This is a genomic window from Streptomyces sp. NPDC051243, assembly GCF_044455405.1.
GTDB lineage: Bacteria > Actinomycetota > Actinomycetes > Streptomycetales > Streptomycetaceae > Streptomyces.
Window position 1 is genome coordinate 34281 of the sequence record NZ_JBITES010000017.1, and the last position, 22560, is coordinate 56840.

The following is a 22560-nucleotide window of genomic DNA, read 5'->3' on the forward strand; positions in this document are numbered from 1 at the left end:
CTACCAGCCCCTTGCGGGACGGCAACCCCCTCCATATCGTTCGGGATCAAATGATTAGTCCGGGGCGCGCTTCTTCCCCGCCCCCGCTTCCCTCCTCCGCACCCTCTCCCCCAGTGCCCCCGGCACCGGGAGTCCCTTCCTTCCGCCAAGGAGACACTGGTGAGCGCATCCGACACCTCAGACATCCGCCGGCACATGGAGCGGCTCGCCGCCGCGGGCGTCGACGTGGTCCGCGTGGTCTACCCCGACCTGATCGGCACCGACCGCGCCCGCGAAGTGCTGCTGGACCATCTGCCGTCGGCCTGCGAGCACGGCCTCGCCTTCTGCCGCGCCGTCTACCACACCACCCCGCAGGGCGACGTGGTCCCGGTCGCGGGCGGTCTGGACGCCGGCCTGCCGGACGTGACCGTACGCCCCGACCTGTCCACCCTGGCCGTCCTGCCCTGGGAGCCCGGTGTCGCCGCTTGTCTCGGCGAGGTCACCGACCCGGCGACAGGTGCCCCGGCGCCCGAGTCCTCCCGCGACCTGCTGCGCACCGTCCTGGCCCGCTGCGCCGAGCAGGGACTGCGCCCCGTGGTCGGCCCCGAGCTGGAGTACTTCCTGCTGGAATCCGCCCCCGGCTCCCCCATCGGCTGGCGCCGCTCACCGGAGACCACCGGCGCCGTCTACACCGCAGGCCTGCGCGCCGACCCCGACAACCACCTGCTGCGCACCCTGCGCGCGCTGCGCGACCTGGGTCTCGGTGTCGTCACCGGCAACCACGAGTTCGACGGCGGCCAGTACGAGATCAACCTGACCCACTCCGCCGCCCTCGACGCCGCCGACCGCGCCTTCCGCTTCAAGGCCGCCGTCAAGGAACTGGCCCGCAAGGAGGGCAACCTCGCCACCTTCATGGCCAAACCCTTCGGCGACGCGGGCGGCTCCGGCTTCCACCTCCACCTGTCCTGCAACGACCCCGAGGGCCGCAACGCCTTCGACGACCCGGCGGGCTCCTACGGACTGTCCGCCACGGCCCGGCACGCCATCGCTGGCATTCTCGCCCACGCGCCCGCGCTCGCGGCCCTGGCCAACCCGACCGTGAACTCCTACAAGCGCTTCGGCCCGGACACCCTCGCCCCCTGGCTGATCGACTGGGGGCTCGACAACCGCAGCTCCATGGTCCGCATCCCGCCGGAGCGCGGTGGCGGGGCGCGGCTGGAGCTGCGCCTCGGCGACGCCAGCGCCAACCCGTACCTGCTGATCGCCGGCACGATCGCCGCCGCGCTGCTCGGCGTCCGGGCTGGCGAGGAACCGCCCGCCCCGCTTCAGGGCTACGGCTACGACACCTCCCGTGCCGCCCTGCTGCCCCAGAGCCTCCCGGCCGCGCTCGACGCGCTGGAGTCGGACACCGCCCTGACCGACCTGCTCGGCAAGGACTTCACCACGTCCTTCCTCACCTACAAGCGGGACGAGCTCGAACGCTTCCGGCGGCACGTCACCGACTGGGAGTTCACCGAGTACGCCTACCACCTGTAAGCCCGCCCCCGAAACCCTCGCCCGAAGGAATCGCCCCATGACCAGCCCCACCGTTCCCGCCGTCCCCACCACCCGGGCCGAGCTGCGCGCAGCCCTCGACGAGCCGCTGCCGCTCGACCGGGTGGACCTCGCCGACCTCGACAACTTCGCCGACGGCATCACCCCGTGGCGCATGTTCCACACCCTGCGCCACCAGGACCCGGTCCACTGGCAGCCCGAAGAGGCCCCCAACTCCGGCTTCTGGTCGGTGACCCGCCACGCCGACATCGCCACCGTCGACCGCGACCCCGAGACCTTCACCTCCACGCGCTTCGTCAACCTCGAAGAACTCGACGACGACCAGATCAAGAAGCGCGCCTCCATCCTGGAAATGGACGGCGTCCGCCACCGCGCCCTGCGCAACGTGATCCAGCGGCAGTTCGGCGCAAGCGTCATCAACAGCTACAGCGACTTCCTGCGCGGCCTGACCGCCAAGACGCTGGATGCGGCCCTCGCCAAGGGCACCTTCGACTTCGTCGCCGACGTCTCCGCCGACTTCCCCATCAACGTCCTGGCCCGGCTCCTCGACGTACCCCCGGAGGACAACCAGCAGCTCATCGACTGGGGCAACCGCATCATCGGCAACACCGACCCCGACTACGCGGACGTTCTCCTGCACAGCGCGGAGAGCGAGAAGTACCGCGACCTGCCGTTCCGTTCCCCCGCCTCGATCGAAGTCTTCGAGTACGGCAGGGAGCTGGCGCGGCAGCGGCGCGGCGGCGACGGTACGGACCTGGTCTCGAAGCTGGTCAACACCACGCCGCGCGACGGCATCCCGCTCTCGGCCGAGGACTTCGACAACTACTTCCTTCTCCTGGTGGTGGCCGGAAACGAGACCACCCGCCACACCATCTCCCACTCCATGCTGGCCCTCCTCCAGCACCCCGAGCAGCTGGCGAGACTGAAGGACGACCCGTCGCTGATCCCCACTGCGGTCGAGGAGTTCCTGCGCTGGGCCTCCCCCGTCTACCACTTCCGCCGCACTGCCACCCGCGACGTCGAACTCGGCGGCAAGCACATCAAGGAAGGCGACAAGGTCGTCATGTGGTACGCCTCCGGCAACCGCGACGAGCAGGTCTTCGGCAACCCCTACGACTTCGACGTCACCCGGCAGAACAACGACCACGTCACCTTCGGCAAGGGCAGCCCCCACCTGTGCCTGGGCAACCTGCTCGCCCGCACCGAGATCCGCATCATGTTCGAGGAGCTCATCCCGCGCATCGCCGACATCAAGCTCGCCGGCGACGTCCCCCGCGTCCGCTCCAACTTCGTCAACGGCATCAAGCACCTGCCGGTCGAGGTCACCCTCGCCTGACCGCCGGCCGCAGCCGTCCGGACGGCTGCGGCCACCCCTCACTTCTGCCCTCAAACACTCCCGCCTTGAGGATCGCCACGATGCCCATTCCCCGCATGCAGCTCGTCCTGAGCGAGAACTGGACCATGACCGCAGGCCGCGCGGACCTGCCGACCGTGGTCCGCTGGGCCCGCGAGGCCGAGGACGCCGGATTCGACTCCGTCATGATCAGCGAACACATCGTGCTCGGCCCGGACGCCGGCGCGGGCGGCGTGATGGGCAACCCCCGCGACTACGCCCTGCCGGGCAACCAGGACCCCCACACCCCATGGCCCAACTCCCTCATACTGCTCAGCGCGATCGCCGCCGTCACCGAGCGCCTGCGCCTCGCCGCGTCGGCGGTCATCGCTCCCCTGCGGCACCCCCTGCTCCTGGCCCGTGAGCTCGGCACCCTCGACCTTCTCTCCGAGGGCCGTCTGATGGTGCTGCCCAACGTCAGCTGGAGCCGGGACGAGTACGCGGCACTCGGTGTCCCGTTCTCCCGGCGCGGCAAGCTCCTCGACGAACATCTGGAGATCTGGGCGAAGTTGTGGGGCCCCTCCCCCGTGTCCCACGAAAGCGAGTACTACACCTTCCAGGACGTCTACTTCGAGCCCAAGGCATACCGCCCGGACGGCCCCCGACTGTGCTTCGGTGGGGCGGGCATGCACGACGCGATGGTCCGCAGGATCGTCCGGTACGGCCACGCCTTCAACCCGCTGGGCGAAGTGACGCCCGAGCAGATGCAGATGCTGAAGACCGCGATGGCCGCCGCGGGCCGCGACATCGCCGACCTGGAGATGATCGGCGGCACCCGCGCCGTGTTCCCCGACGACGACTCCTGCGCCGACCTCGCCCAGGCCCTCGAGCCCATCCCCGCGCAGATCGCCCAAGGATTCACCACCTTCTGCATCAAGCCCTCGCAGTTCACCGACGACCCGAACGCAGTGGGCGCCTTCTGCCGCGAGGTGATGCGCCGCGTGGAGTCGCTGACCGCCTGACGGCGCGGGCCGATGTCCCGCATCGCGGCCCGAGCAGCCCGCCGACGACAAGCGGCACCGGGCCGCGGAAGAACGAATCGAACGAGCCAAGGACCAGAGCATGACGACTCCCGACGAAGCCGCCGGCCCCCGTCCGTCCACTCCCACTGAATCCACTCGAAACGATCCCCACCGCCTTCCCGATGTGTCCGGCCTGGTCGTCGGCATCCTCGGCGGAACCGGCCCACAGGGGCGCGGCCTCGCCTACCGGCTCGCCGACGCGGGCCAGCAGGTCGTCATCGGGTCACGGAACGCCGCACGGGCCGCCTCCACGGCAGCAGCCATCGGCAATGGCGTCCGCGGCGCTGACAACGCCACGACCGCGCGGGAGAGCGATCTGGTGATCGTCGCCACTCCCTGGGAGGGGCATGCCGAGCTACTGACCACGCTCCGCGATGAACTCGCCGGCAAGATCGTGGTCGACTGCGTCAACCCGCTCGGCTTCGACAAGAAGGGGGCCTACGCCCTCAGGCCCGAGGAGGGCAGCGCCGCCCAGCAGGCTGCCGCGCTGCTGCCCAACTCCCGGGTGACCGCCGCGTTTCACCATCTCTCCGCCGTCACTCTGGAAGACCGGCAGATCGAGAAAATCGACACCGACGTACTCGTCCTGGGCGACGAACGCGCCGCCACCGACACCGTCCAGGCACTTGCCTCACGCCTCCCGGGCGCACGCGGCGTCTACGGCGGACGACTGCGCAACGCCCACCAAGTGGAGTCGCTGGTGGCCAACCTGATCTCGGTGAACCGCCGCTACAAAGCCCACGCCGGCCTGCGCCTCAGCGACGTCTGAGAAGACTCCCAGCGTCTTTCACCGAGCCCCGCCCCCCACGTTTCGCCTCCGATCCGGTACAGCCATGGGAGGCACCCCGAGACTGTCATCGACACCAGACGGCACCGTCCCCAGTCATGCCCCACGGGTGGTGTAGCCGTGTGGACGGCGCGCTGGCACATAGCCTGTGACCGGGCCGCGCGGTGGAGCTTCCTGTGCGGCCGGCCGGCTGGTCACAGCGGTATGACCCACAAGCCCGGGTGCCGGGCGCATCCCCGCCGCGATCTGCGGCATCACGAAGGCGGCTCGACTACACCACACCACCCGCCAGGACACCATCTCTCCGTGGTCGCCGCGCGCACCGTGAACGGCCACCGCCACTGCACGCCACCGATCCCCACTACTGCTCGACCCGCCAGGTGGGGCCGACCGGGGCGACGGGGTAGTGCCACGCGTGAGGCCAGATGTATCACGCGCCACTGACAACAACGCCGCCGCGATCGGACAGCGGAGCGTTCAGGCGCTGCTCCCGGGGCTCGGCGATCGCCGCTTCGATGTCCTCGAGCGTGTCGAACGCCCGGTAGCCGGACGCGAATCGCAGGGGCGGGGAGACCGGGCACTTGCCGCGGGCCGGGCATGGTCGGCCCCACGTCGTGGGTGGCCGACTCGGTCCTCCGATGGCCCGCCCCGCCTCCACGATCCGCCGCCGCCCCGGGGTGAGCGGGAGCGCGTCGGCCGTTCTTCTGCTCACCGGGGCGGAACTGCTCAGCGACGGGGAAGGGCCAGCAGGTTGTCGGTCCACACGCCGTCGGCGCGGGTCTGCAGGTACTTCTCACCGTGCGGCGGGGTCACCACGGCGACCTCCGCCCGGTGCCCACCTGCGTCGCTCGTGTAGGCCTGGCCCTTTCATCCTCGATCCAGGTGACGATCTCCGCCCGGGTGTTGTCGCCGGTCTTGGCGGTCGCCGGGTTGGTCCACCACAGGCGGGTGATGTGCTGGTGCGTGGTGCCGCCGGACAGGCGTACCGCGGTGATCTGGATGGCCGCGGCCATTCTCCGGGGCTCCGCGAGTGTGCGGGGGGAATCACCACAGCTCAGAGGCGGTCTAGGTGATCATATCGGGTGCAACACCTGTGGTGCACGGAGCCCGGCGCAAGATTCATTCGGTGGGTGGCTGCCCGGGTTCGGGCCGCCCGTTCAGGCGCTCGCGAATCGCGCGACGTTCGGCCTCTTCGCGGGCGAGTGCCTGCTGGTGGACCACGGGGTCGCGGTGAGCCTCGATGGCTTCGCGCACGATGGAAGCGAGGATGTCAGGTGGCAGTGCCTCGGCCTGGGTGGTTGTGGTGCCGGAGAACGATCTGCGGTCGGTCGTCTTCGGCGGGCGGTCGGCAGGTTGTAGGTGGCGATTTGCTCGGGGTGGACGCGACGCGCTCAAACGCCACCTCGGCGCCTGCGGCCTCGGCGAACGCGATCACGTCCTCCGCGAGCGAGCTGAACATGTGCTCGCCGCTCAGGTCGTAGTCACCAAGGTGCAAAATCCGGGTTCTCGTCCCGATTTCCATGGCCCGGACGGCTGCGTCGTGCTTGCCGGCCAGGCCGTCGAAACCACCGCCGGAGAAGCAGGCGATGCCGTACTCCTCACGGATCCGTACGTGGTCGCGCCGGTGATCAGCCAGCCGGCGGCGTTGGGTGTCCTGCCGACGCTGCGGGCGGCCACCGACCCGGGTGTCGTCGGCGGCCAGTACTACGGTCCCAGCGGGACGGGCCAGCTCCGTGGTCACCCGGGCGTGGTCACCTCCGGTGCCCAGTCTTACGACGCCGCCGACCAGGACCGCCTGTGGGCCGTGTCCGAGGAACTCACCGACGTGAAGTTCTCCGTCTAGCACACCACCCCCGTATCACGGCCCCACAGCTTCAACTTCGACGCGGATCACGTCCGCGTACGACACCACCTCCCGAGAGCGGCCAGCAATGACACAAGACCTGAAGGGCAAGACCATCGTGATCACCGGAGCCGGTTCCGGGATCGGTGCCGCTGCGGCACGGAGACTCGCCCGGCGGGGAGCCACGGTGGTGCCGGTCGGGCGATCGGCCGACGAGACGGCGGCCATCGCCGCGGAACTCGGAACGTCTCCGCTGGTCGCCGACTACTCCCGGCTCGGCGAGGTCCGCGCGCTCGCCGACCAACTGCTCGCTCGCCACCGCACCATCGACGTACTGGCCCACAACGCCGGCGGCTTCTTTCCGGACCGCCGCACGACCGAGGACGGCCATGAACGGACGCTGCAGGTCAACTACCTCGCCCCGTTCCTGTTGCAGTCGCTGTTGCACGAGAGGCTCAGCGTGTCCAGAGCTCACGTCATCGTCACGAGCAGCTTCGGCCATTGGACCGGCCGGATCCGGCTCGACGACCTGTCGTACGAGAAGCGCTCGTACTCGACAAGCGCCGCCTACTCCGACTCGAAACTCGCCGGTCTGCTCTTCGCGCGGGAGATCGCCCGGCGTACGCCGCAGTCCGGAATCACCGCTGTCGCCTTCCACCCCGGAGTGGTCAACTCCAACATCGGCACGGGGGCGGCCGGTATGACCAACCTGATCTACAACACCCGTCTCGGCCGGGCAACGATGATCTCCAACGACAAGGGCGCCGCGCCGCTCGTACACCTCGCCACCCTCCCCGACCCCCACAGCGTCAACGGCCAGTACTTCAACAAAATGAAGGCCAACTCCCGGACGTCGAAACAGGCCCGCGACGGCGACCTCGTCGCAAACTCTGGGACCACACGGAATCCCTGCTCGGCGCGTCTTTCAGCGGCACCAGAGGCGCCGGGTCTGCTTGAGTTGGCTGCCCTGCCAGGGTTGCAGGTATCCACTGGTGGATCGGCGCAGGTCCACTGCTGGACCGTGATGCCGTCCGCAGTGGACGCTCCGTTGACATCGAGGCATTTGCCGCTCTCCTGATTGCTAGGGGGCTCGCCGGGCAAGACCCAGGCGCGAGCCCAGTTCGGCGGCACGCCGGACGAGGGCGTCGTCATCTTCCGGAACGCCACCATGTTCGGCGCCACCGCGCACGTCATGGTGTTCCCACCCCACGCTTGCGGTGCACTTCCCAAAGTCTCCAGCTGCACCCGCCAGAGACCGTCCTACCAGCACGAAATGCCCCAGGGGATCCGTCCGGAGCGACGGGCCATGCCGACGTACTCACACATTCGCATTCGCTTGTAGTCACGCTCGGTCTTCTCCAGCACGCCGTCGCTCAGGAGCACGTAGAACAGCTGGCGAAGCGATACGGGCAGGTGGTCGCGGTAGCGGTCGAGGATGTCGTCGACCGTCAGCCGCATACGACCAGGCGATACATGAGGAGTTGACGAGGAACCTTCGCAGAGATCGGCCCGCAGACATCGAAGCAGACCCCCGCATGACAGGCGGCAGCTTCGTGCCGGGCAGGTCACACGCCGATACAAGCCTGCCGGGTGTCCCAGTTGGCGAAATGCTGGTGAAGGCCATGCCGGTGCAGGCTCGACGGCGGGAGCCGGGCAGCTGTCATCTGCCGTCCGAACCGGCACAACCGCGGTCACCACGGCGGCCGGCCTTGGGGACGAGGACTGCTTTCAAACCGACTCAAGGGCTTCTGCGGCATCGCCATCAGATACGAGAAGACCGCCGCCTCCTACGAGACAGCGGTCACACTCGCGTCATGTCTGCTCCGGGCAGGATCCGCTTGCAGACGGACGCTAGTACCAGGCGGTCTCCGCCAGACGCTGATTGTCGCAGAAGAGCACCGCCTTGCTCAGCCGGCCGTCGAGGTTGTTGATCACCTTGGTGTAGGCGTAGTTGATACCCGGGTCGACTGTTTCGAGCACCCACACGGTGCTGGTGTCCGTGAGGCGGTTGCTGTGTGCGGCGCAGCCCTGAGGCGCGTTCTCGATGCGGGCGAACGAGCCGCACCCGGGGCTGTAGAAGTACTTCAGGGTGATGGTGCGCCCGGCGTAGACCGCCGTCTTCGTCGCCCCGCCGGGCACGTTGGGCTGATAGTAACGTCCCGAGCAGGAGGTCTGCTCGGGATAGAGACCCTCGTTGGGGAGGGTGCCGTAGTTGGCGCTCTCGGCGGGGGCCGCCTGAGCCTGCAGCGGCGTGACCGCCGCCAGCCCGAAAGCGAAGCCGACGCCGAGCAGCGCACGCCGCCCCCGACGGCCACTCCGGCCGGTTTCCCTCTTCCGCTTCCAGATCACGTCCGTCGCCCTCCTAAGGTTGAGCCCCGCGATGCGTCGTGGGGCCGTTCTCCAGGCGCAAGACTAAAAACCCGCAGACAGGAAAGGACCCTGACAAATGTCAGGGTCCCCCGGACCACATCCACCCCGCAGATCAAACACTGAGCCTTTTCCAACCTCTTGCCGATGATGGCCAGTTGAGCTGACAGCGCAGTGAAGCCCCTGGTAGATGAATTTTCGACCAAGAGAACCATCTCCACCAGAGGCTTCGCATGCTTCTCTATCTGGCTGGGATCGACGTGTCCTGCGCGTCGGGTGAGCAGGCCATGGCTGCCCTGAAGCAGTGGCGCCTGCTGCGCCCGCTTTTCATCCGACAGGGCGGCGGGCAGGCCGTAGCGCTCCAGCGCGGACGCGGTCAGGACGAGGATCGGGTCAGCGTCGCGGCCGTTACGGTGCAGTCGGGCCTGCCCGAGCTTCGCTTCCGTGAGGGTCCAGTCGACCAGCGCCGGAATCGACTTGGCGGGCACGTCCAGGACCAGGCCCCGGACGCAGTGCGCCGACACCTGCCCGTCCTCGCAGCCGATGACGGAGAGCGGGCCGTTCTCGAAGCGCGGGTCGACGGCGGCCGCCGCCGGGGTGGCTTTCTTCGCCGCAGTCTTCTTCTTCGCACCCGGGAGCCGCGACGACGCGGCGGTCCTGGCGGAGCTGCTCGCCGCCGCCTTCGGGCGCGACGGCGGGACGGCGGCGGGCGCCGGGGCCGAGCTCGGCTCCGGCCCGGTGAACGCCTCCGGGACCGAGGCCTGGGTGGCGGCGGGCGCGTCGGAGGCTGGGGCGGGGAAGCGGGCGGCGAGGCCCTCCAGCAGCCGGGCGTACGCGGCGCCCTTCTGCGGCCGCGGCTCGGTCTTACCGGTCTCCCAGTTCCCCGCCGCCTCACGGCGGGCGTCCAGCGCAAGGGCGGGTAAGCGGTCGCAACGTCCGTTCTCGCAGGTCAGGACCGCAACAGGGGTGAGTTGCAGTTCTCTGTTGCACCACGTGTTGCGCCCGGCGGCGGCAGCGTCCGATGCGGCGGCATGGCGACGCTGCAGGACGCGGGCCGGCTTCCAGGCTGGGCACATCTGACCCGCAAGGTGATCGGGAGCTCTACCGTGTGCCGTCGACGAGGCCGGGTGCTACGGGGCAACGACCGCCGGGTGGTGACGCCGCGGTGTTCCTCTTGACTCCCCTGCAGCAGAGCTGAGAACCGCGAGCGGCCCGCCGTACCGGTGTTCATGGTGCGGCGGGCCGTTCCCTGTTCGGGTGACCGGCCCTGGGTCGGCCTCACGCGAGGAGAACCCGGAAGGGGTTCAGACCCGGGGAGTGGGGGTCATCCGGTGGCGAGGGTGGTCCACTTCTGGTTTGAGCCGCCGTTGCAGTCCCACAGCACGAGCTGAGTGCCGTCGGTCGTGGAGGCGCCCGGAATGTCGAGGCAGCGGCCGGAGGCGGGGTTGCGATAGCCGCCGTTGTAGGGCTGCCACACCTGGTTGGCGCCGCCGTGGCAGGCCCAGAGCTGCACCTTGGTGCCGTTGGCGGTGGCCCCGCCGGCGGCGTCGAGGCACTTGCCCATGGAGCGCAGGGTGCCGTCGGTGTAGGCGGACCAGTACTGGTTGGCGCCGTCGCCGCAGCTCCACGTCTGGACGGCGGTCCCGTCGGCGGTGCCGGCGCCGTTGACGTCCAGGCACTTGCCGGTGATGCCGGACTGTACGCGGGCGGGGGCGGGGGCGGGGTTCCTCAGCCACCCGGCGCTGTCCGCGGCCTGGACGCCGCGGTGGAAGGCGTCGGCCATCTTCTGGTAGCCCGAGTCGTTCGGGTGCAGGACGTCGTCCAGGTCGGCCGTGGTCAGGCCGCTCATGTCGACGAAGCCGACCTTCTTGCCCGCGGCCTGTGCGTCCCTCACGATCTGCGGGATGGCCTGGTTGTACGCGCCCCGGTACTGCTCCTCCGAGCCGCTGGTGGACACGACCAGGGAGGCGACGAGGACGGTTGCGTCGGGGGCGGCGGCGGTGATCTGGTCGACCAGCGACCTCAGCCGGGCGGTGGCGGTGGAGACCTCGTAGCTTTCGTTGAGGTCGTTGGTGCCGATGTGCAGTGTCACGACGTTGGGTCGGTAACGGGTCAGCGAGGCGTCGGTGAGTGCGGCAACCTGGTGGATCTTGTAGCCGGAGTGGCCTTCGTTGTCGGGGTCGGACATCGAGCCGCTCCGTCCCGTGCCCACGAAGTCCAGCGGATGGCCGTCCGCCGCGAGCCTGTCCCACAACGGCGCGCGGTAGCCGTTGCCGGTACTGCTTCCCACGCCCCAGGTTATCGAGTCGCCCAACGGCATGACCCGCAAAGGGGTGTCGGAGGCGGCGGAGGCAGGGGCCACACCCGCCGCCGTCACCCCGAGTACGGCGGCGACAAGCGTGACCAGGGGGAGAAACCAGGGCTTTCTCATACAGGCGTCCTCTTCTGCGAGTGATGGTGAATTAGCGGGTGGGGGGACAGCCATTGGTGCCAGCCACTCGGCACCTTTTGCTACCGATCTGGGCCGGACAACTCCGCCCTCACTGAGCGCCCCGGCGGCTCACACCGCGAGGGTCTGCCAGTCCTGGTTGGAGCCACCGGTGGAGGGCCACTGGGTGACCTTGGCACCGTCCGCGGGGGAGGCGTGTCCTTGACGTCGGCGCACCAGCCGTTGCGGACGTTGACGAACTGGTAGCAGCCGTTGGTCGAAGGCATCAGCCTCCACGACTGGTTGTCGCCGCCGTCGTCGGTCCACTGGTTGAGTCCGTCGCCCTGGCCGGAACCGCCCGGGCTCTGCTGGTTCGCTCCACGGCCACTGGATGACCGCGCCGCCGTCGGTGGTCGAGGCGCCATTGACGTCCATCACCTTGCCGCTCTCGCGGTTCACCAGCCGGACGGTCCCGGCGTCCGCGCCGAAGGGACGGTCGTGGACCCCGAAGTTGCGGATCGAGGCCCGGACGCCGGGGGGCAGCCCGCTGACCGTCACCCGTGAGCAGCGCGCCTGAGCGCGGGGGCGAAACAGCTGCGGCAACCGTCATGGCGGCCACGCCGGGCAGCACGCCGCGGCGACTGATCGGTCGGACAACGTTCCTCTCCTGACTCTTCCCAGAACAGCACGGACGGTGTGAGCTTCTGGTTCGGAGCAACGTGTGGAGGGCCGTCGTGGTGGTGGACCGCATACCGACACATACGCGGGTACACCGGATGTATTAGGGGGCTTTAGTGATACCTGCTGTCCACCGCATCGCCCGCAAGGGCGGCGATGGCCGGGGACTTCTTGGGATCGTCCTCCTGCCGGAACGTCTCCCAGTACTGGGAGAACTGCCGCAGGGTGGTGTCGGCCCGGCCGATCACGACCACTAGCCGCGGCACGCCGTCGAGGTCACCACCGCGCAGAGGAGTTCGGCACCGTGCGTGCCGCTGAGAAGCTGTGGCACATCTCCTTTCCATAGGTGCCGGCGCCATGAGGCATGGTGGTACCTCGGTTTGCCGTTCGGGCGGGCATCGAGTGGGCGGGCTGCCGAACGGGCAGTGGAGACGGCTGCCGCGAGGGTGTCCGGGACCGCCTCAGTGCGGCGGAGCTGCCGGGCCGGACGGCGGGAGATGAGGGTGATGAACGCCCTCTGGATGTGGGCTTCGGCGTGGGGCATCAGGCGTTCGTAGTGGCTCGCGTTGCGCCTCGCCCGCATGGTCCACGCATCGAGCCGATGCGCCCGTATGGGGGTGGGAGGAGTGGCGCGAGCCATTTTACGGTGACCTCTTCTCCGTGCCGGCACCCCTTGCTCAGGCCAGCGAGCCGCCGACGCCAGGGGTTGACCCTCACCAGTTCGCTCGGATGTAGCTGACCACCGCCCAGACGCCGCCGCTCAAGAACAGGGCGATGCCTGCGAGAAGGGCAACGTGTCCTGGTGAACCGGTCGTGTCCCCCTTCGGGTTATAGGCCTCGTTCGGATCACCGTGCTCAGCGCCGATTGCGTACACGAGATGCCTGATCTCGGCTCTGTCCTCACCGGACAGCCCATCCGAGTCGCTTCCCAGCTTCCGCGCCAGCGCCGCGACGCGCCCTACTTCCTCACGGCTGAAAGGAGTGTCTCGTCTCATCGAGCGCCCACCTGGAGCACAGCAGCCGGTCTGCCGTCGTGGCATCCAGATTGATCACGTCGGGGGCGCAGCCCTGGCCAGGATCGCCGAACTCGACCCGGTACGCACTCGATTGGGAGATCAGGTTGGCTAAACCGCCGACTGCCAGCACGAGACCGGCGAACAAACAGACAAGCGCGGCCCGACGCGGACCTCTGGACCGCCTCCGAGCCTTCCGCTGGGCAGGAAGGTATCTGTCACCGGACGGATCTTCCCCACCCCACCTCATGGACCTCCCCCGCTCCGGTACAGCAAACCGCACGTCTCTTCGGCCAGTTGGCGCCCTCCGAACGGCGTACCTCCGTGGACTCGCCCGCCTGACGTCGCCCATGACTCGGAACTGTAGTGCCTCCGGGCCGGGAGGGGCCCGTGCGCCGACGGCCGTGACAGGCGGCTCTGAACCCCCTCTTGCAGTCTAGTGACGTGGCGTTACGAGCCCTGGGCTGTTGACCCCTCGTGTGGCTGCGGCGACTTCGGGGCGGCCTTTGCCATGGCGGGCTCAGTAGGTTTTTTTTGATCCCTGGCCGTGAGGTGGCTACGGCTGGATGATCTGGGTTGTGGGGTTGGCGGGACGGCTCGGCGGTACTGCCGAAAGTGCGGTGATCCGCCGCCGCAGACGATGGCGGCGGAGGCTGGGTTCTGCTCAGGGCGGTGCAGGTCACGGCGGTGGTGGAGGCTTCAGCGGACCCGGGAGCGGGTCATCGCGATGCAGCGGGGTGAGCAGGCGGAGTGCCCGGTTTGTGGCCGGACGTGGACGGTGGGAGTGGAGCAGTCGAAGGCGGCGGTGACTGCTCGGACCGTTGCCGGGTAAGGGCCTGTCGTCGGCGGCGGGCGTCACGGAACGACGTTACGGAAACGCCGTAGCCGAACGTCTCAGGACCTCGAACCCCCTTGATTTGCAGGGTAGTTGGGAGTTACTGCGGGGTGCTCCGAGCGCCCCTGGTTCACGCTCTGCCCCGGCGTGACGCGCCCGCGTCACGGTGGACGGTGACCGGGGCCGGCGTCCCCTTGACCGGTCACGTCACGATGACCGGGCCGGGCCCGGGCGAGGGCGGTGGTCATCATGACCGACGTGGCCGACCGGATCAGGAACGTCACCCGGCAGCGTTACGACCAGCTCGTCACCCAGGCGAAGGAGCGGATCACGCAGGTCACGAGGGCACAGTTCCCTTGGGTGACATGGCTTTGGAGACCGAGCCGATGCGGCCGTGGGCGGGTCGATGCCGAACGGCACGGACGACCTGTTCACGGTGACGGAGTCGTTGCAGCTGTTCGCGGACGACATCGGCGTCGAGCGCCGGACGGTGGAGGACTGGCGTTACACCGCAAACCGGTGGCCGAAGGAGCGCCGCAAGGAGGGGTGTCGTTCACCGTCCACCGCATCCTGGCCTCGGTGGCGGTCGAGGACGAGCGGTGGGCGGCGATCGAGGACGCGCCCCGTTCAACCCGCGCACCGGGGCGAGGCAGTGGACGCCGGACGGGGCGAAGAGGGTCGTCGGGCAGCGGGCCGACCGGCCGTTCACGGTGGATGAGAAGGTCCAGGCCGTCGCCAACCTGCCTGCGCGTCTGGTACATCGCCGTCACCCGCGCCCGCCGCCTGGCCGCTATCGCCCTGCCCGAGGAAGAGACCGACGCGCTGGCCCAACCACTGGCCAGCCACCAGGTACCGGTCCGCGTCGCATGACCCTTCGTACTAGTCCCGCATCTGGGCGGGGCAGCAAATTCTGCGCGCCGGCCCTCGTGATCCGGTGCGCGGACGTCGAGCCGCATGCGGACCTGATGATCTGTTCGTGGGATGCTGTGGTGCGTGCGCAGTTGATGCAGCACCGCTGTGCCGTGACACGGGCACCTTTACCGTGTGGGGCCGTTCATGGGCCGACCCTGGCTTGGGCCGATGCACTCGGCCTGTAGACAGGCTAGCGCTTGCAGGCTGCCGTTCGGGCTGTTTCCCGCCGTGTTGCCCGCTCTGTCAGTGTGAGGATCTGCCGGATGGAGCGGGTGGGCCATACAAACGCCAGGGCCCCTTCGTGCATGCGGTGTTGGTGGGTCGGTCTGGGGCTTTTGCCAGTGGGTATCACTGCTCACGTCGCTGGCGGCCGTAAGCAGGTTCCTCTCCCAGCCCATCGCCAACCCGACGTTCCGCGACAGCCCGGCACGTGCGCTGACTGTCGCGGCCTGCGGTCACAGTGGTGGCGCAATGCCTTTGCCCGTGCTGGGTGCTGCGGCCCAAGCGCTATACCTGCTTGAAGGTCACGGAGTGGTCTCCGAAACGTCCGGAAGGGAGCATTCAAACCACACCATCTTGCCAGTACTGAGCCGAGTGCTACCCCAACTCCTGGCCAGTTTGCTGACCAGGTAAAGGCCGCGCCCCCCTTCATCAACGGCCCGGGGCTGCCGCAGTCGCGGCAGCTGGGGCACATCGTCGCCGACCTCGCAGCGTAGGACGTCGGTGCGCAGCAGCCGGAAGGTGACCGGCCGTGTCGCGTAGCGCACGGCGTTGGTCACGACCTCACTCACGAGCAGTTCGACCGAGTCGCTGAGGGCGTCGAGGCCCCATCGGGTCAGCGCGCGCCGTGCGAGTTGGCGAGCCCTGCGGGGTGCGGCGTCCTCCGGTTCCAGGAACCAGTACGCCACGTCTTTGGGTGCGATCCCCTCGAAGCGGGCGGCGAGCAGCGCAATGTCGTCGTCCCGGTCGCCCGGCCCGAGCATGTCGAGTACCTCGTCGCACATGGCTTCCAGCGGCGGCGGATGTCCGGGCCCGGTCAGTTGTGCGGTCGAAGCGAGCTTTTCGCGCAGCCGCTCTATGCCGGTCCATACGTCCTGCAGCCGGGACTCCACCAGCCCGTCGGTGTAGAGGAGCAGGGTCGCCCCGGCGGGTGCATCAAGCTCTACGGCCTCGAAGTCGACGCCGCCCACACCGATCGGCGCCCCCGATGACACCCGCAGCACCTCGGCCCGCCCGCCCAGGTGCAGCAGGACCGGCGGGGGGTGCCCGGCATTGGCGATGGTGAGGCGGTGCGAGACCGGGTCATAGACCGCGTAGAGGCAGGTCGCCGTGCGGTCGGTACCGAGCCGCTGGGCCTGTTCGTCGAGGTGGTGCAGAACCTCCTGAGGAGGCAGATCGAGGCCGGCCAGGGTCTGTAGGGATGTGCGCAGCTGGCCCATGATCGCCGCTGAGGCCATGGAGTGCCCCATGACGTCGCCGACAACCAGGGCGATTCGGCTGCCGGGCAGCGGGATGGCGTCGTACCAGTCGCCGCCCACCTGTGCGGTCTCCGCGGCGGGAAGGTACCGGGCGGCAAGCCGGACTCCGCTTGTCTGCGGCAGTGTCTCAGGCAGCATGGTGCGCTGCAGTTCGTCGGCGATGTGCGCCTCGTGGCCGTACAGCACCGCCTTGTCGATACCAAGAGCGCTGTGCGTAGCGAGCTGGCCAGCGATCAGCAGGTCCTCGGCCTCAAAGGAGCTACGCTCCGCACGGCGTAGGAAGAGCGCGACGCCCATCACACGGCGCCGTCCCCGTAGCGGGGCGAGAATCGCCCGTTGCCCATCGGCAACGCCGAACGCAGCGCTCTCGCCCAGGAGCTGGGGCAAGGCGGCATGGGCTATGGGTGTGTCCGTGAAGGCTGGGCGTACCGCGCGCAGCGTCTCGGCGAGCTCACTGCCGGGCTGCACCTCGCAGATCTCGGCAACTCCCTGGAGGCCGGGCTCCGAAACGAGCAGCGGCGCCAGGAAGTCCTGCACGTCGTCTTCCTCCCAGCTTCGCTCCTCCCGCCACAGCCGCAGCACGACCGGGCCGGTGGGCCGCTGGTCGCCGATCGGCAAGGGCTCGCGCAGGTAGAGGATAAGGCTGTCGGCGAAGACCGGGACCGCGGTGTCGAACAAGGCGTGGATGATCTCGTCGACGTCGAGTTCGCCGGCGATCCGGGCCGTTGCCGAGGCCACGATCGACGCCATGCCGTCCGGCCCCTGTTCGCCGTCGCTGGCGCCAAGTGCCCGCACAACGTTATGGGCGGCCTGACCGAACGGCCGCACTTCGGCGGGAAGATGCTGCAGTGCATCGGGATTGTGCAGAACTGCGGGCACGCTCACTGTGCCGTGGGCGTGGGCGCTCACATACCCCTCCAGCATCCCGCACAGTCGCCACGCTTCGTGTTGGGGCAGGAGTCGCTTCAGTTCTTCTTCGGAGTCGCTGTGGAAGGTCACCACAAACGTGCCGTGGTCTTGCGGTTGCAGTGACACGATGTCACTCGTGATCAGCTCGGCGATGTCGGCGACCGTGGCCTCGGGCACAAGTTCCTGCCGGATCAGTTGAAGTACGGGCAGGCCGATGCGACCGACCAGGGCACACAGAACAGCGAGTTTGACGGCATCTGGCGAAGCCGTCCGGACAAACGCTTGGACCGGGTCATGTGCGGCACGGACGTGAGGGGTGCTGCCGCGTCGGATGCGGCCCGTCGCAGGAATGAGGACCGCGTCGCAGCCGCCTGGATCGCCGCGCATCTGGGCGTGTGCCCAGCGGCCGAGGGAATGCGGGCTCAGCGAGAGGACGGGCACGGGGAGCCACGGCGTCCGGCCGTCCGCGAAGTCCTCCAGTAGCAACGGCATGTCGAAGCGCAGTGTGGTGCTGCCGTTGCCCGGTACGGCTTGGGTGGCGGTGACGCCGGGCAGGTCCAGGGCGCTGCGCCGCCAGAGTTTCGGGGGCAGGGGATCGAGCAGCGCCACCGGCGTCGACTGGGCCCAGGTGCGCAGTTGTTGCCAGATCTCCGGGTGGTACCAGCCAGGGGTCGAGCAGTCCGAGATGAGGAGGACCAGGCGCCTGCCCTGCGGGGAGAGCACATGGTCGGGGCCGGCCGCTGCTCCCTGGTGGTCGTGGAGTAGGGGCTTTGAGTCTTCGAACGTCAGCCCCCAGGTGCGCAGGAGACGGAAGGCTCCGAGGTGGTCCAGCACGCGCTCCAGCTCGGTGATCGTTTCCTTCCATACCTGCATGGACAGCGACCGGTCAATGATCAGCAGCAGATCGAACCATCGCTCAGGAGCGGCCCGGAACGCTGGGATCAGTTCACCGCTGCGCGCGTAGCCGTCGATCGTCTGCTCTATATCGAGTTCCGTGTGCAGGCCGGCTACCCACGGCCGTTTGTAGGCCCTCAGCGCGCGTAAGAGGTCCAGGGCCTTGGGGAGTGCCCGCCCCCGCCGGACGGCAACGGACTCGCCGGGCACACTGCCGGGGCTGTCGGGCAGTTGCTCGTGCATCGCCGCGCCGTGCCGGGGTGACTGCACCGCCGCCCGGCCGCTGTGCGGTCGGTGCCCGTGTCCGCCGTTGGCCCCCGGTGGTAGTGGTCGGGGTTCATTGGTGCCGGGCTGCCACTGGCTGGTCCCCGCGCGCAGCGTAGCGGCCAGCCAGACGGCTTCGGCCAGCGCCGTGGCGTCCAGGTCCGTCCCGGCTGCGTGCAGGCCATGCAATACGTGCGACAGGTGGTCAGGCACGTGACAGCTCTCGCATGAGCAGTTCGACGACGTGCTGCCGTCCGGCGCCATCTGGCGCGGTGGTTCCGGACATCACATAGACGGCGTTGAGCAGTTGATCGATGGCCAGACTGTCGCCGCCTTCCAGCCGGGCGACGAATTCTTCGACGAGATCTCGCACTGGCCCTGCGTCCTCGATGTCGATCTGCAGATGAGCCATGATCATTTGCCGGAGCAGAGGAACTGTCGGCGGTGCCATGGTGTAGCGGATGCATCGGCGCAGGAAGGCGGCCGGGAAGTCGCGCTCGCCGTTGCTCGTCATCACGATGAACGGAAACTGCGTGCAGCGCACGCGGCCCCGCTTGATGTCGTGGTGTTCGTCGCCGCCCCACTGCCGCACGGAGACGATGTCCTCCTGGTAGCGGGCGAGTTCGGAGATCTCGTATTCACCGCGTTCCAGAACGTCGAGGAGATCGCTGGGGAGATCGAGGTCGCTCTTGTCCACCTCGTCGATCAGCAGCGCGCGAGGCCGATTGGACGGCAGCAGCGCGGTGCCGAGCGGCCCCAGTTGCATGAACGGCGCGATATCGTCCACACCGCCGGCCTGGCCGAGGCGCTGCGCGTGGATGCGGCCCAGGGCGTCGTACCGGTACAGCGCGTCCGTGAGAGTACTGCGGGAGGTGATGTGCCAGCGCAGCACCGTTCCGAGTTTCAGTTCGTTGGCCACCTGCTCGATGACGGTGGACTTGCCCGATCCGGCCGGGCCTGTCACAAGCAGTGGCCGCCGCAGGTGCAGCGCCGCGTTCACGGACTCTACGAGTCCTGCGGGCGGCTGGAACTCCTTGGCCATCGCAAGGCGGGGAAAGGTCCGCCACGGCGGTGGGGGTGCGAGTTCCACGTCTCGTGGGACGCCGTCCCCGATGTAGTACGGACTCCAGGTCATCGAACGCTCCCGTGTACGGCACCGTCACTGTCGAACCAACTGCAGAAGTCAAGCCATTCGAGGTCGTGCCAGACGGACCTCAGATCGGCGAGCCGGTCGGAGGAGACGAGGGAGCTGCCCTGCCAGCGGCGCCGGTAGGCCTCCGCCAGTTCGGTCGGCAGGCGGTCCCAGAACATGTCCAAGAGTGCCTGCTCCGCCGGCGAGAAGTTCCGGTTCGTGTCGGGCCATAACACGACGGGCACGTACGCCAGTACGAGTTCCATCAGTTGCTTCAGATGGGCCGGGCGGTGCGAGAACGCCACCGCACGCGTGTACCTGCCGTTGCGCAACCGGTCTCCGAGGTCCTGCGGTTGCCCCGCGTCGTGTTCGGCCAGCCAGTCGATGGGAGCCTTGGCCACACAAGTACTCATCCGCTCCAGGCCCGCCCGCGCATGATCGTTGATCCACCACAGGTGGGCGGGTGGGTTCAGACGCATGCTCCAGCGCACCACCACATCGTGGTTCACGCCCAGACGCACGCCGAAGTCGGTCTCTTCGGGCTTCCAGCGCACGAGCAGCGAGGTGGGAACGGCGACGTCCACATGTCGGAGCGGCGCCTGGCGCAGCCGGGCGTGCCTGCGGGCCCAGGCGATGGCTTCTCCGAGCTTCGCCTCGGCCGCCGCCTGTGTCGGGGCGCAGGCGACCTCCGCACGCTCGCACACCTGGCCGCCGTCCAGCAGCCACAGGCCCAGCGACTCGGGCCAGTCGTCCGCCACCGTGGCATGCAGGCTGACGACCAGCCGGAGCCGTCGTGCGGCCTGGCCGCGGAAGAGGTCTTCCTGGGCGTCGTTGAGCTCGATCCGGGCCCCACAGGCATCGGCCCATGCCGTGATCTCGGGAGCGGCGAGGTCCAGTCCGGCGTCGGCGCCAAGCGCTGCGACGAAGCCAGTGAGCAGCACCGTCCGGCTGTCGCCGACGCGCGGTGCGCGCAGGACCAGCAGTTCGAGGAGGTCCGTGAGCAGGGCGGTGCCCGTGGTGTCCGGCACCAGCGCGTACACGTCGGCGGGCAGCGCGGGCAGTGCCTTACGCAGCCGTGGGGTGGTGAGCTTGTTGCCCATCCAGGAGGTGAGGAAGGATTGGGTGACGAGGCAGGTGCGCAGGCCGTCCACGACGTGGACGGCCCGATGGACGAGGGCAGCCGGGCCGACTCCCGTACCGGTCTCTTTGATCGTTTGGATCTCGTGCCGTACCCGGTCCAGCTCGTGCAGGGACCACGGCTGCGGCCAGCCCACGGCAGGACCGACCGCTTCCAGTGCCGATCGGAGGTCCTGGGCGCCGAGTGTGCCCGGGCCGGGGCGGTCGGCGCCGATGTGGCGGGCATTGTGCGACAGCCATAGCCCTTGCACCGCGAAGTGATCGCCGTCGTGTTCCCAGCTGACGATGTCCTGTCCGATGACCGTGTGGCGCAGCTTCTCCTTGAGCGTGGATACCCCGGTGTGTGCGCCTGCGCCGGGGATGCCCTGCCTGAGCAGTTCCGCGAGCTCCCGGCTGAACACGAGGTCGTATGCCTCCTGTTCGGCCCCGGAGGCCATGAGCAGGGACACGCGGGTGCGCCCGCTCCGCACGCCTGCCACGAGGGCCTTGATGTCGGGCACGGCTCCCGCGGCGTGGCAGGTGTCGACCAGGCCGATGACGCCGTTGACGCCTGGCTGCTCCGCCGCCTGGACGAGGAGGTGGCCGACGTTCACCGTAGTGCTCAGCACATCCGGCTGCGCGTCTGCTCCCATCAGGTACAGCTCGGAGTGTCCGCGTGGCGCCATCCCATGGCCGAGGATGACGAGGACCAGCGTGGCGCCGGTGTCTCCGGCCCGCTGGGCGGCAGCACGCACCGCCGTCTCGATCCGTGCCTGAGTGACGTCCGTGCCGTACAGCACGGCGGCCCCGTCGGCCAGCGCTGGGGAACACTGGCCCAGATCGTCGTGCTGGAGTACTTCGCCCAGGGCACGCGCGGCGCCCTCCAGCTTGTCCAGATGGCCCATGGCCATGTTCTGAGGCGCCAGGATGAGAAGCAGCCGCGAGGCGGTCATGCAGCCGACCTCTCGCCGGCGCGGCGGATGGCCTCGATGACCGGGCCGGCCACGCTGGCCTGCGCCAGGTACTTGGTGGCCGTGTGGACCCAGATGCCGTCGGAGTCCACCCGATCACTCACGGGCAGGCAGCCACCGATGTTGGGCAGCACGTCCCGCTCCAGCCACGGGCGCGGGGCGATGACGTCATCCCGGTCCCAGAAGTTGAGCCAGCGCTCCACGCAGCCTGGGGTGGCAGGCGGCTGGGGACGCAGCCGGGGGTGGACGACGGTGCGCATGCAGATCGGGGATCCCACCGTCACCAACAGCGGTATGAAGCCTTGATGGTCGTGCAGGGCTTCGAGAGCGACCACGCTCCCGAGGGAGTGCGCGATAACGACGGTCGGCCGGTCACCGTCCAAGAAACCGAGGACGCGGTCGCGGATGCGTTCATCGAGCGTGCGTCCGTCGACGTCCGGCTCGGCTCTGGCCAAGTAGCGGGTCACCTGGGCGAGATGCCCCGCCATGAGTCGGCCGCTGGCCCACTGACCCGCACGTCGCATGCCAGGCAGAGCCAGCAGGGTCGTGCAGACGTTGATCAGCCGCCGTACGAGGTCTCCGCTGCCTTGCGGCTGCTGGGTCGCTGTCAGCTCTGTGCGCGCGTGGCGCAGGGTACGTCGCTCACCGTCGTCAGTGCAGGTCTCCAGCTGCGTGTCGATCAAGTCCGCCAGCAACTGCCGGAGCACCTCGCCCTCGCCTGCCTCGAGGTGCGGCGTGGTGCCGCCTTGGGACTGGGGGCATATGAACAGGTCTCCGTAGTAGGCGAAGGCCACGTCGGCGAAGCCGTTTTGGGCCAGTGCCGAGCCCTCCGACGAATGGCCTGCCTTGCGGGCTCCGGTGGCCAGGGCCGCAAGCCAGGAGTCGCGTTCCGTCTCGGGATTGCGTGCACCGCCAATCCCATGAACGAACACTAAGGCCGGTCTCACTCCAGGGTCCCCCTCTCCCCTAGCTGCTCTGCCACCGC

Annotated in this window: 20 protein-coding genes and 4 pseudogenes; 8 read left to right on the forward strand and 16 right to left on the reverse strand. The window is 68.8% G+C overall.

Features of this window, described 5'->3' with window-relative positions:
* Positions 1-159: 159 nt before the first annotated feature.
* The 4 genes from ACIBAG_RS35550 to npdG all read left to right on the forward strand — a co-directional run bounded on the left by ACIBAG_RS35550 (position 160) and on the right by npdG (position 4717).
* A complete protein-coding gene (locus tag ACIBAG_RS35550) occupies positions 160-1515 on the forward strand; it encodes a glutamine synthetase family protein (protein WP_399110994.1) in 1356 nt (451 codons plus the stop codon).
* Between the two features lie 37 nt (positions 1516-1552).
* On the forward strand, positions 1553-2869 hold the full coding sequence (locus ACIBAG_RS35555; protein ID WP_399110995.1) for a cytochrome P450: 1317 nt from the start codon (positions 1553-1555) through the stop codon (positions 2867-2869).
* Positions 2870-2949: 80 nt separating this feature from the next.
* The gene (locus ACIBAG_RS35560) at positions 2950-3888 is read left to right on the forward strand and encodes a TIGR03619 family F420-dependent LLM class oxidoreductase (RefSeq protein ID WP_399110997.1); all 939 of its coding nucleotides are present in this window, start codon (positions 2950-2952) and stop codon (positions 3886-3888) included.
* 100 nt (positions 3889-3988) lie between these two features.
* A complete protein-coding gene (gene npdG, locus ACIBAG_RS35565; protein WP_399110999.1) occupies positions 3989-4717 on the forward strand; it encodes an NADPH-dependent F420 reductase in 729 nt (242 codons plus the stop codon).
* 448 nt (positions 4718-5165) lie between these two features.
* Here the strand turns inward: npdG and ACIBAG_RS35570 are convergent.
* The 4 genes and pseudogenes from ACIBAG_RS35570 to ACIBAG_RS35585 all read right to left on the reverse strand — a co-directional run.
* Positions 5166-5402, reverse strand: a pseudogene (locus ACIBAG_RS35570) (transcriptional regulator NrdR); the annotation flags it as partial.
* A gap of 59 nt (positions 5403-5461) precedes the next feature.
* The gene (locus ACIBAG_RS35575) at positions 5462-5551 is read right to left on the reverse strand and encodes a DUF3892 domain-containing protein (protein ID WP_399111000.1); all 90 of its coding nucleotides are present in this window, start codon (positions 5549-5551) and stop codon (positions 5462-5464) included.
* Entirely contained in the window at positions 5545-5748 is a 204-nt protein-coding gene (locus tag ACIBAG_RS35580) for a hypothetical protein (protein WP_399111002.1), read from the reverse strand. The genes ACIBAG_RS35575 and ACIBAG_RS35580 overlap by 7 nt, the downstream gene beginning before the upstream one ends.
* Before the next feature lie 106 nt (positions 5749-5854).
* Positions 5855-5989 (reverse strand): hypothetical protein, encoded by a 135-nt coding sequence (locus ACIBAG_RS35585; RefSeq protein WP_399111004.1) that lies wholly within the window; start codon positions 5987-5989, stop codon positions 5855-5857.
* On the opposite strand from ACIBAG_RS35585, the gene ACIBAG_RS35590 reads away from it, so the two are divergent.
* Together ACIBAG_RS35590 and ACIBAG_RS35595 are read left to right on the forward strand one after the other, a co-directional pair.
* The gene (locus ACIBAG_RS35590) at positions 5976-6578 is read left to right on the forward strand and encodes a hypothetical protein (protein ID WP_399111005.1); all 603 of its coding nucleotides are present in this window, start codon (positions 5976-5978) and stop codon (positions 6576-6578) included. The genes ACIBAG_RS35585 and ACIBAG_RS35590 overlap by 14 nt on opposite strands.
* 88 nt (positions 6579-6666) lie before the next feature.
* Positions 6667-7656, forward strand: coding sequence for an SDR family NAD(P)-dependent oxidoreductase (locus ACIBAG_RS35595; protein WP_399111007.1), 990 nt, complete (start codon positions 6667-6669; stop codon positions 7654-7656).
* On the opposite strand, the pseudogene ACIBAG_RS35600 reads toward ACIBAG_RS35595, so the two are convergent.
* From ACIBAG_RS35600 to ACIBAG_RS35635, 8 genes and pseudogenes are all read right to left on the reverse strand, one after another.
* Positions 7614-7772 (reverse strand): annotated as a pseudogene (locus ACIBAG_RS35600) (hypothetical protein); the annotation flags it as partial. The gene ACIBAG_RS35595 and the pseudogene ACIBAG_RS35600 overlap by 43 nt on opposite strands.
* Before the next feature lie 66 nt (positions 7773-7838).
* Complete coding sequence (locus tag ACIBAG_RS35605) at positions 7839-8036, reverse strand: hypothetical protein (protein ID WP_399111009.1); 198 nt, start codon at positions 8034-8036, stop codon at positions 7839-7841.
* 393 nt (positions 8037-8429) lie between these two features.
* Positions 8430-8927, reverse strand: a complete 498-nt coding sequence (locus ACIBAG_RS35610) for a hypothetical protein (RefSeq protein WP_399111010.1) — start codon at positions 8925-8927, stop codon at positions 8430-8432.
* Positions 8924-10021, reverse strand: coding sequence for a hypothetical protein (locus tag ACIBAG_RS35615; RefSeq protein ID WP_399111011.1), 1098 nt, complete (start codon positions 10019-10021; stop codon positions 8924-8926). Before ACIBAG_RS35615 ends, ACIBAG_RS35610 begins: the two co-directional genes overlap by 4 nt.
* Positions 10022-10269: 248 nt before the next feature.
* On the reverse strand, positions 10270-11376 hold the full coding sequence (locus tag ACIBAG_RS35620) for a ricin-type beta-trefoil lectin domain protein (RefSeq protein WP_399111012.1): 1107 nt from the start codon (positions 11374-11376) through the stop codon (positions 10270-10272).
* 260 nt (positions 11377-11636) lie between these two features.
* A pseudogene (locus ACIBAG_RS35625) lies at positions 11637-11798 on the reverse strand (hypothetical protein); the annotation flags it as partial.
* Positions 11799-12164: 366 nt separating this feature from the next.
* Positions 12165-12317, reverse strand: a complete 153-nt coding sequence (locus tag ACIBAG_RS35630) for a hypothetical protein (RefSeq protein WP_399111014.1) — start codon at positions 12315-12317, stop codon at positions 12165-12167.
* 447 nt (positions 12318-12764) lie between these two features.
* On the reverse strand, positions 12765-13046 hold the full coding sequence (locus tag ACIBAG_RS35635; protein ID WP_399111015.1) for a hypothetical protein: 282 nt from the start codon (positions 13044-13046) through the stop codon (positions 12765-12767).
* Positions 13047-14148: 1102 nt separating this feature from the next.
* Between ACIBAG_RS35635 and ACIBAG_RS35640 the strand changes: the two are divergent.
* Both ACIBAG_RS35640 and ACIBAG_RS35645 read left to right on the forward strand, forming a co-directional pair.
* Positions 14149-14481, forward strand: a pseudogene (locus ACIBAG_RS35640) (hypothetical protein); the annotation flags it as partial.
* Positions 14482-14498: 17 nt separating this feature from the next.
* Positions 14499-14996, forward strand: coding sequence for a DUF6192 family protein (locus ACIBAG_RS35645; protein ID WP_399111253.1), 498 nt, complete (start codon positions 14499-14501; stop codon positions 14994-14996).
* Between the two features lie 339 nt (positions 14997-15335).
* On the opposite strand, the gene ACIBAG_RS35650 is transcribed toward ACIBAG_RS35645, so the two are convergent.
* Genes ACIBAG_RS35650 through ACIBAG_RS35665 form a run of 4 tightly spaced genes read right to left on the reverse strand, consistent with a single transcriptional unit; the run spans position 15336 to position 22522 of the window.
* On the reverse strand, positions 15336-18620 hold the full coding sequence (locus ACIBAG_RS35650; protein ID WP_399111017.1) for an SAV_2336 N-terminal domain-related protein: 3285 nt from the start codon (positions 18618-18620) through the stop codon (positions 15336-15338).
* The gene (locus ACIBAG_RS35655) at positions 18562-19491 is read right to left on the reverse strand and encodes an AAA family ATPase (RefSeq protein WP_399111018.1); all 930 of its coding nucleotides are present in this window, start codon (positions 19489-19491) and stop codon (positions 18562-18564) included. Before ACIBAG_RS35655 ends, ACIBAG_RS35650 begins: the two co-directional genes overlap by 59 nt.
* On the reverse strand, positions 19488-21557 hold the full coding sequence (locus ACIBAG_RS35660) for a hypothetical protein (protein ID WP_399111020.1): 2070 nt from the start codon (positions 21555-21557) through the stop codon (positions 19488-19490). The genes ACIBAG_RS35655 and ACIBAG_RS35660 overlap by 4 nt, the downstream gene beginning before the upstream one ends.
* Positions 21554-22522, reverse strand: coding sequence for an alpha/beta hydrolase (locus tag ACIBAG_RS35665; RefSeq protein ID WP_399111021.1), 969 nt, complete (start codon positions 22520-22522; stop codon positions 21554-21556). Before ACIBAG_RS35665 ends, ACIBAG_RS35660 begins: the two co-directional genes overlap by 4 nt.
* Between the last annotated feature and the right edge of the window lie 38 nt (positions 22523-22560).